The 16821-nt window shown below is 72.7% G+C and carries 14 protein-coding genes; 6 read left to right on the top strand and 8 right to left on the bottom strand.

The window, feature by feature from the left end; genetic code table 11:
• Positions 1-46: 46 nt before the first annotated feature.
• Together ACFPP6_RS16190 and ACFPP6_RS16185 are read left to right on the top strand one after the other, a co-directional pair.
• The gene (locus ACFPP6_RS16190) at positions 47-1063 is read left to right on the top strand and encodes a GNAT family N-acetyltransferase (RefSeq protein WP_382042207.1); all 1017 of its coding nucleotides are present in this window, start codon (positions 47-49) and stop codon (positions 1061-1063) included.
• Between the two features lie 217 nt (positions 1064-1280).
• Positions 1281-2114 (top strand): transglutaminase-like and tetratricopeptide repeat-containing protein, encoded by an 834-nt coding sequence (locus tag ACFPP6_RS16185; protein WP_382042204.1) that lies wholly within the window; start codon positions 1281-1283, stop codon positions 2112-2114.
• Positions 2115-2154: 40 nt separating this feature from the next.
• Here ACFPP6_RS16185 and ACFPP6_RS16180 read toward each other — a convergent pair whose 3' ends face one another.
• The 8 genes from ACFPP6_RS16180 to ACFPP6_RS16145 form a co-directional block, all read right to left on the bottom strand.
• Positions 2155-2760: a response regulator gene (locus ACFPP6_RS16180; protein ID WP_382042599.1), complete on the bottom strand. Its 606-nt coding sequence runs from the start codon at positions 2758-2760 to the stop codon at positions 2155-2157.
• A 38-nt stretch (positions 2761-2798) separates the two neighbouring features.
• Positions 2799-3986, bottom strand: coding sequence for a sensor histidine kinase (locus ACFPP6_RS16175; protein ID WP_382042596.1), 1188 nt, complete (start codon positions 3984-3986; stop codon positions 2799-2801).
• A gap of 74 nt (positions 3987-4060) precedes the next feature.
• Positions 4061-4804, bottom strand: a complete 744-nt coding sequence (locus ACFPP6_RS16170) for an ABC transporter permease (protein ID WP_382042202.1) — start codon at positions 4802-4804, stop codon at positions 4061-4063.
• Positions 4801-5757 carry an ABC transporter ATP-binding protein gene (locus tag ACFPP6_RS16165; RefSeq protein WP_382042199.1) on the bottom strand — a complete coding sequence of 319 codons (957 nt, stop codon included), beginning with the start codon at positions 5755-5757 and terminating at the stop codon, positions 4801-4803. The genes ACFPP6_RS16170 and ACFPP6_RS16165 overlap by 4 nt, the downstream gene beginning before the upstream one ends.
• Before the next feature lie 159 nt (positions 5758-5916).
• Entirely contained in the window at positions 5917-8550 is a 2634-nt protein-coding gene (locus ACFPP6_RS16160) for a hypothetical protein (protein WP_382042196.1), read from the bottom strand.
• 231 nt (positions 8551-8781) lie between these two features.
• The gene (locus ACFPP6_RS16155; protein WP_382042194.1) at positions 8782-9171 is read right to left on the bottom strand and encodes a DUF6113 family protein; all 390 of its coding nucleotides are present in this window, start codon (positions 9169-9171) and stop codon (positions 8782-8784) included.
• A complete protein-coding gene (gene mshB / locus ACFPP6_RS16150; RefSeq protein ID WP_382042191.1) occupies positions 9168-10061 on the bottom strand; it encodes an N-acetyl-1-D-myo-inositol-2-amino-2-deoxy-alpha-D-glucopyranoside deacetylase in 894 nt (297 codons plus the stop codon). The genes ACFPP6_RS16155 and mshB overlap by 4 nt, the downstream gene beginning before the upstream one ends.
• 64 nt (positions 10062-10125) lie before the next feature.
• Positions 10126-10320, bottom strand: a complete 195-nt coding sequence (locus tag ACFPP6_RS16145) for a hypothetical protein (RefSeq protein WP_030366139.1) — start codon at positions 10318-10320, stop codon at positions 10126-10128.
• 239 nt (positions 10321-10559) lie between these two features.
• Here ACFPP6_RS16145 and ACFPP6_RS16140 point away from each other — a divergent pair, with 239 nt between their 5' ends.
• From ACFPP6_RS16140 to ACFPP6_RS16125, 4 genes are all read left to right on the top strand, one after another.
• A complete protein-coding gene (locus tag ACFPP6_RS16140; RefSeq protein WP_382042188.1) occupies positions 10560-12704 on the top strand; it encodes a S9 family peptidase in 2145 nt (714 codons plus the stop codon).
• Positions 12705-12957: 253 nt separating this feature from the next.
• The gene (locus tag ACFPP6_RS16135; protein ID WP_382042185.1) at positions 12958-13935 is read left to right on the top strand and encodes an ABC transporter permease; all 978 of its coding nucleotides are present in this window, start codon (positions 12958-12960) and stop codon (positions 13933-13935) included.
• A 50-nt stretch (positions 13936-13985) separates the two neighbouring features.
• Positions 13986-15806, top strand: a complete 1821-nt coding sequence (locus tag ACFPP6_RS16130) for an ABC transporter substrate-binding protein (RefSeq protein WP_382042182.1) — start codon at positions 13986-13988, stop codon at positions 15804-15806.
• Positions 15807-15826: 20 nt separating this feature from the next.
• Positions 15827-16804, top strand: coding sequence for an ABC transporter permease (locus ACFPP6_RS16125; protein ID WP_382042179.1), 978 nt, complete (start codon positions 15827-15829; stop codon positions 16802-16804).
• Positions 16805-16821 lie beyond the last annotated feature (17 nt).

The following is a 16821-nucleotide window of genomic DNA, read 5'->3' as shown; positions in this document are numbered from 1 at the left end:
ATCTCCGTTCCCGGGCACTTGACGAACAAGAGGGGCGAGGAGAGCTGTGGAATTCACCACGGGCGGACGGCTGGAAATCAGGATCAGTACCGCTGATGTGGGAAAAAGGGTATCCGTACGCCGTCTGAACCCTTCCGCAGGGTCTCCGGAGGGATCTTCCGAGCGGTTCACGGACACCGTCGGCACCCTCACCTCCTGGGAGGGCGGAGTGCTGCGGATCACACGGCGGACCGGAGAGATTGTCACTTTCGACGAGGCCTCGCTCGTGGCCGGCAAGGTCGTCCCCGGCCCTCCGCCGCGCCGCCGCGGCCCCGCGGCGACCGTGCGCGAGCTCCAGGAGATCGCGACCCGGGGCTGGCCCCCGCGGGAGACCGCACGGCTCGGTGCCTGGACCCTGCGCGCGGCGGGCGGCTTCACCGCCCGTGCCAACTCGGTCCTGCCGCTCGGCCCTTGCGGGCTGCCGCTGCCGGAGGCCGTGGACCGGGTGACCGCCTGGTACGCCGAGCGGTCCCTGCCCGCGATGGTCCAGATCACCACCGGAGACCCGGAGCAGGACGCCCTCCTGGACGCCGAGCTGGCCCGGCGCGGCTGGACCGAGGAACGCCACGCCCTCATGCGGACGGCGGCGCTGGCGCCGGTGGCGGATACGGGGGCCGCCACGGAGCACGTGCGGCTCGCGCGCACCCCCGGCGAGGCGTGGCTGCGCGCCTACGGGCGCACGGACGGCGGCGCCGAGGACGCCCTCGCTGTGCTGGGCGGCGGGCCCTCGGTGTGGTTCGCGACGGTCCCCGGGGCGCCGGGCGAGGGCCCGGTGGCCGTCGGGCGGTGCGTGGTGGACGGCCGGTGGGCAGGCTTCTCGGCGGTGGCCGTCAGCCCGGAGCACCGCAGGCGCGGGCTGGCCACGCAGGTCATGGCGCGCCTCGCGGAGCAGGCGCTGAGCGAGGGCGCCTCGGCGGCGTACCTGCAGGTGGAGACGGACAACGGCGCGGCGACGGCGCTCTACGACGAGATGGGCTTCACGACGCACCACGCGTACCACTATCGCCGCGCGGCGCGCCCTTAGCGCCGATTACGGTGATCGTCTGCTCCGGCCGGACCCTCGCCGTCGTGGCTCGTCGCCGTCCCGGCGGGGGCTTCTTGCCCGGCGGCGAAGCACACGGTAGAGAGGCCTGGCCTCTCGGTCCCGCCGCGGCGGCGTCCAGCCGCCGTGGCGGGGGTCCGGCGGAATGCACGGTCAGCGCAACCGGCGCGCACCATGGAAGGCGGGAGGCGGAGGCACCATGAACGACACCACCGGACGGCAGCGGTTCGCCGAGGCGGCACGCGAGGAGCGGCCCGACCTCGCGCTGCTGTGCCTGCTGATCGCCGCCGAGGCCGACCCGGAGCCGGGCGAGGAGGCGATCGACGCCGCGCAGATGGAGCTGGACCGGCTCGCCGGGCTGCTCCCCGCGCTGGGCCGGCAGGCCGCCCCGCGCCGGTGGGCGGAGGCGCTCGCGGAGCTCCTGGGCGAGCGGTGCGGCTTCCACGGCTCCCCGGCCGACTACCGGCGCCTGGAGTCCTCGCTGCTGACCGAGGTGCTCCGGCGGCGGCGCGGGCTGCCGATCCTGCTGTCCGTGGTGTGGATGGAGGTCGCGCGGCGGGCCGGGGCGCCGGTGTACGGGGTGGCGCTGCCGGGTCACTTCGTCGTCGGGTTCGGCGACCCCCTCGGCGGGCACGTCCTGGCCGATCCCTTCGACGGCGGCCGGATCCTGTCCGAGGAGGAGGCGGGACTGCTGGTCGCGGGCGCGACGGGCACCCCGCTCGCCCCCTCGATGTTCTCCCCCGCGGAGCCGGTGGAGATCGTGCTGCGCGTGCTGAACAACATCCGTGCCTGGGCCGCGGCCCGCCCCGAGCGCAGCGACGTCCAGCTGTGGGCCGTCGAGCTGTCCCTGCTGCTGCCCAGCCACCCGGCCAGGCTCCGCTACGAGCGCGCCGAGCTGCTCGTGGAGCGCGGCGACTTCGTGGCGGGCGCGCACGCGATGGAGGAGTACGCGGAGGTCATCGACGCGCTGGAGCCGACGGTTGCGGAGACGGTGCGCCGGCAGGCCCGGGCGGCCCGGGCGATGCTCAACTGACGGGCGCCGGGCGCGGCGCCCGCCGCCGTCCGCCCGGCTGTCACAGCCAGCCCTTGTCCCGCGCGATCCGCTCCGCCTCGGCGCGGTTGCGCGCCCCGGTCTTCTGGATGGCCGTCGAGAGGTAGTTGCGGACGGTCCCGTTCGACAGGTGCAGCCTTCTGGCCAGCTCCGCGTTGGTCGAACCGTCGGCGGAGGCCCGCAGCACCACGCGCTCGCGGTCGGTCAGCGGATTGGCGCCCTCCGCGAGCGCCGCCGCCGCGAGGGTGGGGTCGATGACGCGCTCGCCGCGCAGCACCCTGCGCAGGGCGTCCGCGAGCTGGGCCGCGGGCGCGTCCTTGACGAGGAAGGCCTCCGCGCCGGACTCCATGGCCCGGCGCATGTAGCCCGGGCGCCCGAACGTCGTGAGGATCACGACCTTGAGGGCCGGCAGCTCGCGGCGGACCAGGGCGGCCGCGTCGAGCCCCGTCATGCCGGGCATCTCGATGTCGAGCAGGACCACGTCCAGGTCGTGGGCGCGGGCGGCGTCGAGGACCTCGTCGCCCCGGGAGACCTGGGCGACGACCTCGATGTCGTCCTCCAGGCCGAGCAGCGCCGCCAGCGCCTCCCTGACCATGGACTGGTCCTCCGCGAGGAGGACTTTGATGATGCGTCGGCCGGCCGGATCGGCGGGGTGGTGCTGGTCTGTCACGACGACAGCGTAGGCCGCTCCGGGGCGAGGCTGCGCGAGAGAGGGACGAAAGCGCGCAAGCGGAAGCCGCCGCGCGGGCCCGGGCCGGTCTCCAGACGGCCGTCGGCGAGGTGGAGCCGCTCGGACAGGCCCGTCAGGCCGTTGCCGGGAGGGCCGCCCCGGGGGCCGCGTCCGTTGTCGCTGACGGTCAGGCAGAGCTCGTCGCCCTCCTCGGCCAGCGTGATCTCGCAGCGCCGTGCGGCGCTGTGCCGCACCACGTTGGTCACGGCCTCCCGCAGCGCCCAGGCCAGCGCGCCCTCCTCGTCGGGCGGCAGGTCGGGATGGTCGGTGGCGGCGCGGGCGAGGTCGGCGGCGATGCCGGCCGCGGCCAGGGCCGTCCGGGCGCCCGCCAGCTCGGCCTCCAGCGTGGGGCGGCGGAAGCCGCTCACCGCCTCCCGGACGTCCACCAGCGCCTGGCGGCTGACCCGTTCGATGTCGGCGACCTGCTGGGCCGCCTGGTCGGGCCGGTCCGGGAGCATCCGCCCGGCCAGCTCGCTCTTGAGCGTGATCAGCGACAGGGAGTGCCCGAGCAGGTCGTGCAGGTCGCGGGCGAGGCGCAGCCGCTCCTCGTTGGCGGCGAGGTGGGCGACCGTGGCACGGGCCTCGCGCAGCGCGCGGGTCGTCATCGCCATCTGACGCACCCCCACCATCGCGAAGCCGCCGAGCAGCGCCGGGATGACGAGGGCGGCCAGGTATTCGGGGGCGCCCGGCGTCATCGCACCGAGTCCCGCCAGTACCCCCGTGACCAGCGGAATCGTGATGCGGGACAGCTTCGTCGGCAGAACCGCGCCGGAGGCGACGCAGACGTAGACGAAGAGGACGAGCCAGGCGCCCCCGAGCGTGAGGGACAGCACGACCGCGACGGACAGCAGCGCGGCGAGCGCGCCGAGCACGCGGGCGCGCTCCAGAGGACGGGACGTGTGCCGGAAGACCAGGGCGAGGTAGCCGGCGACGAAGACCGCGAGGCCGCAGCCGCCGAAGACGTCGCCGGCCAGGGTGTGGTGGCCGCCGAGGACGTCCTCGACGGGGGCCGCCATGTAGGCGAACCAGATGGCGATCCAGATGAGCTTGATGATCACCTGGCGGCGGTTGTCGGGCTCCATGCCGATGCCGATGGTGTACGACGGGTCGTCATGGACCTCCATGGCGGCGCGCCATGGGTTCCGGCGCCGCGGTCGTGCTGCCATGTCCTGCCCGTCTTCCTGGTCCTGGTGTCCGCTCAGGACTTGCGGGTGTCCTTGCGGTACAGCCAGGCTGCCATGCCGGCGAACAGCACGAGGTAGACCGCGAGGAGCGCCACGTGCTTCGCCTCGGGGGCGTTCGCCTGCTCGATCGACCGGCCGAGACCGGCGTACGCGTAGGTGGGCGTCCACTCCGCGACCTTCTGCAGCCACGTGGGGAAGGTGGTGGTCGGCATCCACAGGCCGCCGAGCATCGACAGCGCGAAGTAGATGATCATCGTAATGGGGCGGACGGCGTCGCCCGTGGCGAGGTAGCCGACGGCCACGCCGAGCGCGGCGAAGACGATGCTGCCCGCCCAGATCGCGCCGACGAGCGCGAACCACTGCCAGGCGGCGCCCATCCGGACGTCCTTGACGAGGACGGCGACCAGGAAGACCACGAGGATCGAGGGGAGCGAGACCACGGCGGCGGAGGCGACCTTGGCCGTCACGTAGCCGCGGCCGGGCAGGGCGGTCAGGCGCAGCTGGCGCACCCAGCCCTTCTCGCGCTCCTTGGCGATCCGCTCGCTGTTGCCCACGAGGACGGCGGTGATGGCACCGAAGGAGGCCATGGAGACCATCATCAGCAGCGGCAGGGTCAGCCCGGTGCCCTCGACGACCTCGGTGCTGCTCGCGCCGCCCGCGATCATCAGGTAGAGGGCGGCGGGGTAGATCACCGAGAAGAACATGAACTTCTTGTTGCGCAGGGTGCGCGCGATCTCGAGCTTGATCAGGGTGGTCATCGGGCCGCCTCCTCGGCGGTGGCAGCGGCGTCGGTGATGGCGATGAAAGCCTGCTCCAGGCCGAGCCCCGCGACCTCCAGGTTGCGCGGGTAGAGGCCGAGCCCGTAGACGGCGTGGACCGTGGCGTCGGCGTCGTGCGACTGGATGCGCACCGTGCGGCCGGACATCTCCAGGGAGGACAGGAACGGCAGCTCGCGCAGGGCGGCTTCGCCGATGTGCCCGTCCAGGTCGAAGACGATGCGGCGGGCCCCGGCCTTCGCCTTGATCTCGGCGGCCGAGCCGTCCGCGAGGACCCGCCCGCGGTGCAGCACGATCACGCGGTCGGCGATGGCGTCGGCCTCTTCGAGGTAGTGCGTGGCGAAGAGGATGGCGCGCCCGGCCCGGGCCTGCTCGCGCATGACGCCCCAGAACGCCTGGCGGGCGGAGACGTCCATGCCGGTCGTGGGCTCGTCCAGCACGATGAGCTCGTTGGCGCCGGCCGTCGCGAGCGCGAACCGCACCCGCTGCTCCTGGCCGCCGGAGAGCTTGTTGACCTGCCGGTCGGCTATGTCGGTGAGATCGGCGGCGGCGAGCACCTGGTCGACGGGGTGGCGACGGGGGTGCAGATCACAGCCGAGCTTCACGATCTCGCGGACGGTCACGTCCTCCATCAGGCCGCCGGACTGCAGCATCGCGCCGACCCTGCCCTGGGCGACGGCCTCCCGGGGGCTGGTGCCGAAGAGCTCGATCCGGCCCGCGTCGGGGTTCCTCAGGCCGAGGAGGAGGTCGAGGGTGGAGGACTTGCCGGCGCCGTTGGGGCCGAGCAGGGCGACGGTCTCGCCCGGGTACAGCTGCAGGTCCAGATCAGCCACGGCACGCACCGCGCCGTAGCTCTTGCTGACGTTCTCGAAACTGACCACGGGAGCGCCGGTGCGGCGCCCGTCCCCCGTGTACGTGACTGCTGTGGTGGTCATGTCCACCATCCTGTCCGGCGGGCGGGGTCCGCGGCAGTGTCAGCCGTACGGTCCTGGCGATGACAGATGTCATGGGATGCCCCCTGACATGAGCGAGCCCCCGCGCCACGGGGGCGCGGGGGCTCGCACGGCCTGTAAGCCGGCCGGACGGGCGGGCCGTCAGCTGAGCGGGATGGTCCCGATCCGCTCGGCGGGCGTCTTGCCCATGAGCGCCTTGCGCAGCGCGCCGACCACGTCCTGCGGAGTGACCTCCGTCTTGGTGCCGTTGCCGCGCTGGATGAGGACGCCCTTGAACTTGGTGCCGTACAGCTCCTTGAGCGCTTCGAGGTCGTAGCTCTCGACGAGCTTGCCGTTGACCTCCTTGACGCCAAGGATCTTCGGCAGCGAGCGCTCCGGGCCGAACTGGATGCTGTGCACCGCATCCGTGCGCACCGTGACCAGGCCGGACATGGCGGGCTGCGCGAACTCCTTCATCATCCGGTCGACCTCGGCGTTGCTCACCTTCGGCTGCTGGCTCGAGCTCGGCAGCGCCACCGTGGTCTCCTGACCCGTGGCGGCACGGTCCTTGTACGCCTTGGCCACGGCCTCGACGCCCTTGTCGCCGTCGATGCCCTCGTACGGCTTGCCGTAGACGGGCACGGCCTTGCCCGCCTCGAACTTGATCGTGCCGTCCTTGGCCGCGCCCGACTCGCCGGCGAGCGTCTTGAGCGCGTCCGCGATCTTCTCCTCGTCGGCGACGATCACGGGCTCGGCCTTGCGGGTGCCGCCGATGAGCGAGGGGATGACCGTCAGCGGGTTGTAGTCCCGGCCGGCCGCCGCGCGCACCGTGGCCTGGGTGTCGATGGACAGGCCCGCCACGGACGGCTTGAGCTGCGCCTCCTTGCCGCCGATGGAGACCTTCAGCGGCTTCGTCGCCCGGTCGCCGAGCGCGGAGTCGAGCTTCTGGACGGCCTGCTCCTTGGAGGAGCCGCCGATGTTCACCCCGAGCACGGTGGTGCCGTTCGGCACGTCCGCGTGGTCGAGCAGCAGCCCGGCGCCGTACGCGACACCGGCCAGGCCGACGACCGCGCCGCCCAGCAGCACGAGCTTGGAGCGGCCCTTCTTCTTCGGCTTGGACTTCGCGGGCGCGCTCTTCGCGGCGCCCTTGGGGGCCGCGCCCTTGGCCGCGGGCGGCGGCGGGACGGCCGGTCCGGCGCCGGGGCCCGGCACCTTGGGCTTGGGCACGGCGATGCGCGGCGCACCGCTGTCCACGGGCTTCTTGGGCTGCGCGGCCCCGCCCGGGCCGGGCGGCGGCACGGCGGGCACACCGCTGACGAGCGTCGCGCCGCCGGCCTGGGCGCCGGCCGCGGGGGCCTGGGGGCCGCCCTTCTTGCCGCCCTTGCCCTTGGCTCCCTTGCCGCCCTTGGGTGCCTGGGGGGCCTTGCCGGGGGCCGCCGGTGCGGCGCCGGCGGCGGACTGCGCGCCGACGGGCGGGGCGGGCACGCGGGGCACGCCCTCGTGCGGGGTGTCCGTACGCCCGGTGCCGCCACCGGCGGGGGCGAACGGCGCCGCTGTGCCCTGGCCCATGGCGGGCGCGGGGAACTGCTGCGTGCTCTCCGGCTCGGTCCACTGCGTGCTGGTGCTCGGCGGCGTGCCCGGGGCCTGCATGATGCCCATGGGGCCGGTGTTCACCGGGTCGTCGGGCCAGGGCGCGCCGTTGCCGTTGCCCGGGGCGGGCGGCTGCGGCATCGAACCGGTCGTCTGCGGGTCACCCGGCCACGGCGTGGAGGCCGTGGTGGAAGGGCCGGCCGGCCAGTCGTCCACGGGGGCGGCGGGAGCGGAGGAGGCCGACGGGCCGCCCGGCCAGTCGTCCTGCGCACCGCGGCGCTGCGCCCGGCCACCGCCGGCCGCACCACCGGGCACACCGGCACCACCGGGCACACCTGCGCCCGGAATGTCGTTCATGCCTGCGTTCATACCTGCATTCATGCCCGGGTTCGCACCCGGGTCCATGCCCGCGTCCCACGACGTCGCACCCGTGGCCGAGGAGCCGCCGGGCCAGTCGTCCTGCGCGCCGCGCCGCTGCGCCGCGCCGCCCGTCCGGGGGGCGCCGCCCTGCTGCGTGGTGTCGCGCTGCCAGCCGTTGCCCGGGGCGGGCGGCTGGGGCATCGAACCGGTCGCCTGCGTATCGCCGGGCCACGGCGCACCGCCCGCGACCTGGCCCATGGCCGGGTTCGCGGCGGCAGGAGCCTGCGGGGCGTTGCGCGGGCCGGAGTGCTGCGGGGCACCGGAGACCGGCGCACCGCCCTGCGGCGCGCCCGCGCCGGGAGCGCCGCCCTGGGCCGCGGACCGGCGGGCCGCCGCGCTCCCCGAGGGGGCGGGGCCGCCGGACTTGCGCGGGGCGAACCAGTCGCTGGCCTTCTCGCCCTTGGCGCCCTGCTCCTTGTCGCCGGAGCGGTCCTGCGGCTTGCGGCCGGGAGGCGTCGTGGGGGCGGGGCGGCGCGGCAGTTCGGCCTTGCGCTCGCCCGCCGGGGCGCCGCCGCCGGCCGGCGCAGCCGGCTTGGCGGGCGTGCTCGCGGGCGCGGCCTCGCCGTCGACGGGGGTGCGCATGATGACCGGCGGGATGGGCCGGGATCCCGGGATGTTGATACGGATCCGCGTCGTCAGCGTGGTCTCGGTCTTGGGCTCTTCGGGCCTGGAGGCCGCGGCCGCGCGGGCCTGCTCCTCACTGCCGTACGGAGGGGTCCCGGACGGGTAGGCGGCGCCACCGCGCCCCTGGGGCCCGGAGGACGAACTGTCAGATTCACGGCTCAAAGCAGGTTCTCCCGGTTAGCTCCGCCGCCCGTCATGACCTCGCTCGGGCGGCTCGGCGGCGCGCACCACCATACTGGGCACCGCGCACACGCACTTGACGACCGCCGGTTCGCACCGGCGGGCGGGAGCGCGCTGCGTGGCCGCGCGCCGTCGGCCCGTCACGGGACAAGTCCGGCAGATACCGGATGACCTGCTGGGGAGCCGAACGACACTCAGGCAGAAATCGTCACGTCACTTGCCAAGTCGGACCGAAGGTCCGTCCGGTTGCGGCAGTTTCGGCACAGTGGCGCACATCACAGCCAGCGCCATCCCGCCCAGCAGGAAGACGTACGCGCCGATTCCGGCGCCGAAGAAGAAGTCGCCCTCGGGGCGGGACGAGGTCATCAGGAGCACCGCGACGAGCCAGCCGCCGCCGGCCACCGCACCGCCGGCGCGGGTGCCCATGGCGGTCACCGCGCCGTAGCTGAGGCCCGCGACGGCGAGCAGGGCCAGCGACAGGCCGCCGGGGAACCAGCCGCCCTGGGTGAGCGCGCCGGCGAAGCCGGTCGCGGCGCCGAGGACGAACAGGCCGGCGAAGGCGGCGATGCGCCCGGCGCTGAGGGGGGCGGTCATCCCGGTCATGCGTCCACCCCGGCGAACAGGTCGTCCTCGCGGGGGCCCGCGGCCCGGCCGCGGACGAGCTTGTAGTACTCGTCGGCGAGGATCGGCTGGCCCAGGTCGTTGGAGAGCGCGAAGAACGGGCCGTCCACGGCGATCTGGGTGGCGTGGGCACGCATCGCCGCGGCCTTGGCCTCCGCATGACCGGCGGTCGGGATCGCGGCCGTCACCTCGTCGTCGGGGACGACGCCCGGCACGTCGGCCGGGGAGGCGATGCCCGGGAAGGGGATCTCGCGGCCCGCGGCGCGCAGCCGGGCGAAGCCCTCCTCCACGACGGACAGCGGCACGCAGTTCCAGTAGACCTTCGCGATCTCGTGGGGGTCGCCGAGGTCGCGCCGGAAGGCCGGCTCGCCGGCGAGCTCCGCGGCGCGCATCGCGACGCGGTGCGCCTGGATGTGGTCGGGGTGGCCGTAGCCGCCGTTCGGGTCGTAGGTGACGAGCACCTGCGGACGCACCTCGCGAATCACCTCAACGAGGGACGCGGCGGCCTCGTCCACGTCCGCCCGCCAGAAGCATCCGGGGTGGTCGTTCTGCGGCGCGCCCATCATTCCCGAGTCCCGGTAGCGCCCGGGGCCGCCGAGGAGGCGGTGGTCGGTGACGCCGAGCTCCTTCATGGCGGCGGAGAGCTCGCCGGCGCGGAACGGCCCGAGGGCGTCCTCCCGGTCGGCGGCGAGGTGGGCCAGATCGGCCGGGATCACCTCGCCCTCTTCGCCGAGCGTGCAGGTCACGAGGGTGACGTGGGCTCCTTCGGCCGCGTACTTGGCCATGGTCGCGCCGTTGTTGATGGATTCGTCGTCCGGGTGCGCGTGCACCAGGAGGAGCCGGCGACCCGGCAGGAAGGAGCTGTCGGTCATGGGACCAGCCTACGAGTCCTGCGGGCCCGGCGGACCCCCGCCCGCGGACCCGGGGCGGCCGCCCTCAGAACTTGATGTTGCTGATCACGTCGGTGGCGCTCTTGGTCACCTGGTGGATCGTCGGTCCGAGGGACGAGCTCGCCAGATAGAAGCCCAGCAGGACGCAGACCGCTGCGTGACCGGCCTTCAGCCCGGACTTCCGGCACAGCATGAAGACGACGATCGCCAGCAGCACCACCGCCGAAATCGAGAGTGCCACGGCGGTTCACCTCCAGTAAACGCGCGGTTGGACGGATGACACACGACGGAACAAGCGACGTACAAAAACGACGAAACGCCGAACGGGCAGGCCGAACGGGGTGGAGCGGTTGTCACACGAAACTCATCGGCTATGCGTCCGTGATCATAACTTTCCAGAGCGTGACCCAGCACTGGGTGCATGGGGGCAATTCCGGGGCGCACGGCGGAATCCCGCCGCCTCGCCGTAGGCTCGGCGGCATGACCGGACAAGTCTCGTTCCCGCGACAGTACGCCCGTACGCAGCGCTTCTCGCTCGGCGCGCCGCGCTCGTTCACCGTGTCACCCGACGGCTCGCGTGTCGTCTTCATCCGCTCGCGTTCCGGCACCGATCGTTCGGGCGTGTTGTGGGTCCTCGACCCGGCCACGGGACGGGAGTTCCCCGCCGCCGACCCGGCCGTCCTGCTGGCCGGGGCCGGGGAGGAGCTGTCGGCCGAGGAGAAGGCCCGGCGCGAGCGGCTGCGCGAGGGTTCGGCGGGCGTCGTCGGCTACGCCGTGGACAGCGCGGTGGAGTTGGCCGCGTTCCCGCTGTCTGGCCGGCTGTTCGTGGCGGAGCTGCGCAGCGGCACCGCCCGTGAACTGCCCGTTCCCGGTCCGGTCGCCGACCCGCGCCCCTCCCCCGACGGCCGCCGGGTCGCCTATGTCGCGGGCGGCGCGCTGCGCGTGGTGGACGTGGAGCCGGCGCCTGGCGAGGACCCCGGCGCGAGCGCGGACCGGGCCCTGGCCGAGCCGGACGGGCCCACGGTGACCTGGGGGCTCGCGGAGTTCGTGGCGGCCGAGGAGATGGACCGCCACCGCGGCTTCTGGTGGGCCCCGGACGGGGAGTCCCTGCTGGCCGCGCGGGTGGACGACGCGCCCGTGCAGCGCTGGTGGATCGCCGACCCGGCCAACCCCGGCAGCCGGCCCGCGGAGGTGGGCTACCCGGCGGCGGGCACGCCGAACGCCGAGGTGACGCTCTCGCTGCTGGGCCTGGACGGGACCCGCACGGACGTCCGGTGGGACCGCGCGCGCCACCCGTACCTCGCGCGCGTGCACTGGTCGGCCGACGGGCCCCCGCTGCTGCTGGTGCAGAGCCGCGACCAGCGTCACCAGGCGTATCTCACCGTGGACACCGGGACGGGCGCCACAAGCGTGCTCCACGAAGAGCAGGACGCAAAGTGGCTTGAATTGTTCCCCGGTGTTCCCGCCTGGTCCCCCGACGGGCGCCTGGTGCGCATCTCGGACGAGGACGGCTCCCGGGCCCTGGTGGTCGGCGACCGCACGCTGACCGGAAGCCGGCTGCACCTGCGCGCGGTGCTCGACATCGGCGCCGACGACGTGCTCGTCTCCGCATCGGCCGGGGCCGGCGCGGAGGCGCCCGAGACCGGGGAGACGCACGTCTACCGGGTCAGCGAGCGGGGCGTGGAGCGCGTTTCGCAGGAGCGCGGCTGGCACTCGGCCGTGCGCTCGGGGGCGGTCACCGTCCTGGTGTCCGCGGTACCGGAGCGCGCCGGGGCCACCGTACGGGTCCTGCGCGACGGCGCGGAGGCGACCGGCGTGACCTCGTATGCCGAAGCGCCGGTGCTCACCTCGCGCGCACGGCTCACCGAGGCGGGCGCGCGCCGGATCCCGTGCGCCGTACTCCTCCCGACGGGCTACGCGGAAGGCGACGGGCCGCTTCCGGTCCTCATGGATCCCTACGGCGGTCCGCACGGCCCGCGCGTGGTCGCCGGGCACAACGCCCACCTGACCTCGCAGTGGTTCGCCGACCAGGGCTTCGCCGTGGTGGTCGCCGACGGCCGGGGCACCCCTCACCGCTCCCCCGCCTGGGAGAAGGCGATCCACGAGGACTTCGCCGGCGTCACCCTGGACGACCAGGTCGAGGCCCTGCAGGCGCTGGCCGCGGACTTCCCCCTGGACCTGGGCCGGGTGGGCATCCGCGGCTGGTCCTACGGCGGCTATCTCGCGGCGCTCGCCGTGCTGCGCCGCCCGGACGTCTTCCACGCGGCCGTCGCGGGCGCACCGGTGACCGACTGGCGGCTGTACGACACGCACTACACCGAGCGCTACCTCGGCCTGCCGGACGAGAAGCCGAAGGTGTACGCCCACAACTCGCTGGTCACCGACGACGGGCTGGCGGAGACGGCCGGACCGGTCCGGCCGCTGATGATCGTCCACGGGCTGGCCGACGACAACGTGGTCGCTGCGCACACCCTGCGGCTGTCCTCGGCGCTGCTGGCGGCGGGCCGGCCGCACGAGGTGCTGCCGCTGTCGGGCGTGACGCACATGACCCCGCAGGAGCAGGTCGCGGAGAACCTCCTGCTGCTCCAGGTCGACTTCCTCAAGAAGTCCCTGGGCACGGCCTGACGCTGCGCGCCCCCGCCCGCGGGGGCCGCGTGCGGCGTGCCCGCCACCCCGGCCGGGCACGCCGCGTCAAGCACGCCGCGTCGTCGATACGTCGTCGATCCGCTCAACGTTCGCTCAAGAAGCGCCGCCCGCCCCCTCTCGGTCGGCAGCCCCCTTGACTGCGCTGTGAATCCGTTGCGAAAGTCCGCTCAACCCACTGCGCGCGCCGTGCGTCCGCGGTGGGTTCGACGACGACAGTGCGGGGGATTACGCGATGACGAGTTCCTCCCCGGCCCCGGTGGCGCATCCGGAACCGGTCGGCAGATCACCCGGACAGCTGATGCGGCTGCGCTTCAAACGCGACCGTCCGGGTGTCGTCTCCGCCTACGTGGTGACGTTCTTCTTCCTGGTCGCGCTGGCGGCACCGCTGATCTCGAAGCTCTACGGCAGGAATCCGACGGAGACCTACGGGCTGAACGAGCCGGGCCTGCTCAACGAGTTCGGCTATCCGGTGAAGCCCAACGGGGGAATTTCGGCGGACTTCTGGTTCGGCATCGAGCCCACCCTCGGCCGGGACGTCCTGACCCAGCTGGTCTACGGAATCCGTACGTCCTTGCTCATCGCCGCGGCCGCCACGGTCCTGTGCGTCCTGACCGGCGTGCTCATCGGCGTGACGGCCGGCTATCTGGGCGGCCGGACCGACTATCTGCTCGGCCGCTTCATCGACTTGCTGCTGGCCTTCCCGAGCCAGCTGTCCTTCATCGCCTTCACCCCGGTCGTCTACGCGCTCTTCGTGAGCCCGGAGAAGGAGACCCCGACCTACCTGCGGGTGCTGACGCTGATTCTGGTGCTGTGGGTGCTGGGCTGGATGGGGCTGGCGCGGCTGCTGCGCGGGCAGGTGCTGAGCCTGCGGGAACGGGAGTTCGTCGAGGCGGCGCGGGTCACCGGCGCGTCGCCCTGGCGGATCATCACCAAGGAGCTGCTGCCCAACCTCTGGACGCCCATCCTGGTGCAGTCGACGCTGATGCTGCCCAGCTTCGTGACCATCGAGGCCGGGCTGTCCTTCATCGGCGTCGGCATCGTGGAGCCCACGCCGGACTGGGGCCGGATGTTCGCCAACGGCGCCCACTACTACGAGAGCGACATCACCTACATCTTCTTCCCCGGCCTCGCGATGATCGTTTTCGTGGTCGCCTTCAACCTGCTCGGGGACTCGGTCCGGGACGCCTTCGACCCGCGGACCGGACGCTGAGGACGTGCACACAGGAACCGCCGACGACGGACAGGCAGGTGCATCGACCCATGACGCCCACGACGAAGCCCGCCACGGGACTCCTCCGCTCCAGAGTCCGCCTCGCGGCCGCGGCGGCCGCCCTGGCCTCCGGCGCCCTCGTGCTCTCCGCGTGCAGCAGCGGAGGCGGCGGGGGCGGCGGTGACAGGAGCCAGGGGCCCGGCGCGGACAAGAACGCCTCCGCCAACTACTCGATCGGCACCAAGGAGGACTCCGCCGGGCCGGCGCCCGAGGTGCCCGGCGCGAAGAAGGGCGGGACGGTCGGCGTCCTGCAGCGCGACGCCTTCGTCCACCTCGACCCCGGGCAGATCTACTACAACGACATGCTCGCCAACCAGATGCTCTACAACCGCACGCTCACCTCGTACAAGGTGGACGACAAGGGCAAGGTGAAGATCGTCGGCGATCTGGCGACCGACGCGGGCACGTCGTCCGACGGCGGCAGGACCTGGAAGTTCACCCTCAAGGACGGGCTGAAGTTCGAGGACGGCTCGCCGATCACCGCCAAGGACGTGCGCTGGAGCATCGAACGGCTCTACGCCGACTTCGAGACCGACGGCCCGCAGTACATCCCCCAGTGGCTCTCCGGCGACGGCACGGCCTTCCGCAAGGCGCTGCCCGACGGCCCGTACAAGGGCGCGCACCTGCCCGCGTCGGTGCTGGACACCCCGGACGACAAGACGATCGTCTTCCACTTCCGTCAGCCGCACGCCGACACCCCCTTCGCCACCGCCATGCCGAACATCGGCGCCGTCAAGGCGGAGAAGGACACCAAGCGCAAGTACGACAACGCCCCCTTCGCCTCCGGCCCCTACAAGGTCGGCGAGTACAAGGTCGGCAAGTCGCTGACGCTCGTGCGCAACGAGCACTGGGACGCGAGGACCGACCCGATCCGCCACCAGTACGCCGACCGGTTCCAGATCAGCTTCGGCCACCAGTACGCGGACTCCACGCGGCGCTACCTCGCCGACCAGGGCGCCGACAAGAACACCCTGTCGTTCTCCAACGCCGTCGCCCCGGAGATGACCGAGAAGGTCCTCGGCCAGGCCGACACCAAGGCGCGCCGGCACGTGGAGATCCAGCCGTACGTGGACTACATCAGCTTCAACATGGACCGGCTCAAGGACGTAGGCGTCCGCAAGGCGCTCGCGTACGCGATGCCCAACGGGCAGATCCTCCAGCAGATGGGCGGCGCGACCGCCGGGGTGGTCGCCACCAACTTCCTCTCCCCCGCCATGGACGGCTACCGGCCGACCGACCCGTTCCGGAAGAAGGACAAGCCGGCCGGCGACCCGGACAAGGCCCGCGAGCTGCTCAAGGCGGCCGGCAAGGAGGGCCAGGAGATCGTCTACGCCTACGCCAACACCGACATCCAGCAGAAGGTCTCCGTGGTCGTCACCCAGGCCCTGGAACGCGCGGGCTTCAAGGTGCAGAAGAAGGAGATCGACTCCAACACCTGGCGGACCGCGATCGCCGAGGTGAAGAACAAGTTCGACATCTACCGCACCTCCTGGGGCGCGGACTGGCCCGTCGCCTCGACCGTCGTACCGCCCCTCTTCGACGGCCGGCAGATCGCCGACGGCTCCCAGAACTACGGCCACCTCGACAACCCCGCCGTCAACAAGGAGATCGACCGGATCAACGCGATCCCCGACGTGAAGCAGGCCGCGCCCGAGTGGCAGAAGCTCGCCGACAAGATCCTCACCGAGGACGTGCCGGGCGTGCCGACCTTCTACAACACCCAGTTCTCCCTGTGGGGCTCGAACCTGGGCGGAGTCCGCTACCAGCCGGTCTACGGAACCGTCGACCCGACCGGCGTCTACGTCAAGTAACGCTCCCCGGACGGCGGACCATGCTGCGCTTCCTCGCGCGCCGCTCGCTCGGCGCCCTCGTCATCATCGTGCTGATCAGCGCGATCACCTTCGCCCTGTTCTTCGCGCTGCCCTCCCAGCCGGCCCTGATGTCCTGCGGCAAGAACTGCACCCCGGACGCCATCGCCCTGATCAACAAGAACCTCGGTCTGGACGAGCCGGTGCCCGTGCAGTACTGGCACTACATGACGGGCATCTTCACCGGCCGCGACTTCACCGTCGGCCAATGCCCGGCGCCCTGCTTCGGCTACTCGTTCTCCAACCAGCAGCCGGTGTGGGGCACCATCGTGGACCGCTTCCCCACGACCCTGTCCATCACGCTCGGCGGAGCCGCCGTCTTCCTCGTCGTCGGCGTCGGCATCGGCATGATCGCCGCCGCCTTCCGGGGGACCTGGATCGACAAGTTCTTCAGCTCCCTGTCCCTCGTCGGCAACGCCCTGCAGATCTACTTCGTCGGCGTCATCGCCCTGGCCGTGCTCGTCAGCGGGCTGCACTGGATGGACAACCCGGCCTACCACCCGATCACCGAGGACCCGGTGAAGTGGTTCACCGGCATGATCATCCCCTGGCTGGTGCTGTCCATCATCTTCATCGCCAACTACAGCCGGATGACGCGCTCCCAGATGATCGAGCAGCTCGGCGAGGACCACGTGCGCGCGGCCCGCGCCAAGGGCCTGGGCCGGCGCGCCGTCTTCTTCCGCTACGCCTGGCGGGGCGCGCTCGCGCCCATCGTCACCATCTTCGGCATCGACCTCGGGTCGCTCTTCGGCGGCGCGATCATCACCGAGTTCACCTTCAGCCTGCACGGCCTGGGCCGGCTCGCGGTGTCCTCGGTGAGCGAGACCGACCTGCCGACCCTGATGGCGGTGATGCTCGTCGGCTGCACGGCAATCGTCGTCGCCAACATCGTGGTGGACGCCGCCTACGCCGTCATCGACCCGCGCGTGCGGCTCGCCTAGCCGTCAGGAGACCGCAG

This window comes from Streptomyces aureoversilis (assembly GCF_042657885.1).
GTDB lineage: Bacteria > Actinomycetota > Actinomycetes > Streptomycetales > Streptomycetaceae > Streptomyces > Streptomyces aureoversilis.
This window is presented reverse-complemented; position numbering and strand designations above follow the sequence as displayed.

Coding starts and splice junctions, on each gene's coding strand:
- ACFPP6_RS16185 (WP_382042204.1), top strand. CDS start 1,281: ATGAACGACACCACCGGACGGCAGCGGTTCGCCGAGGCGGCACGCGAG.
- ACFPP6_RS16175 (WP_382042596.1), bottom strand. CDS start 3,986: ATGGAGGTCCATGACGACCCGTCGTACACCATCGGCATCGGCATGGAG.
- ACFPP6_RS16170 (WP_382042202.1), bottom strand. CDS start 4,804: ATGACCACCCTGATCAAGCTCGAGATCGCGCGCACCCTGCGCAACAAG.
- ACFPP6_RS16165 (WP_382042199.1), bottom strand. CDS start 5,757: ATGACCACCACAGCAGTCACGTACACGGGGGACGGGCGCCGCACCGGC.
- ACFPP6_RS16155 (WP_382042194.1), bottom strand. CDS start 9,171: ATGACCGGGATGACCGCCCCCCTCAGCGCCGGGCGCATCGCCGCCTTC.
- mshB (WP_382042191.1), bottom strand. CDS start 10,061: ATGACCGACAGCTCCTTCCTGCCGGGTCGCCGGCTCCTCCTGGTGCAC.
- ACFPP6_RS16140 (WP_382042188.1), top strand. CDS start 10,560: ATGACCGGACAAGTCTCGTTCCCGCGACAGTACGCCCGTACGCAGCGC.
- ACFPP6_RS16135 (WP_382042185.1), top strand. CDS start 12,958: ATGACGAGTTCCTCCCCGGCCCCGGTGGCGCATCCGGAACCGGTCGGC.
- ACFPP6_RS16130 (WP_382042182.1), top strand. CDS start 13,986: ATGACGCCCACGACGAAGCCCGCCACGGGACTCCTCCGCTCCAGAGTC.
- ACFPP6_RS16125 (WP_382042179.1), top strand. CDS start 15,827: ATGCTGCGCTTCCTCGCGCGCCGCTCGCTCGGCGCCCTCGTCATCATC.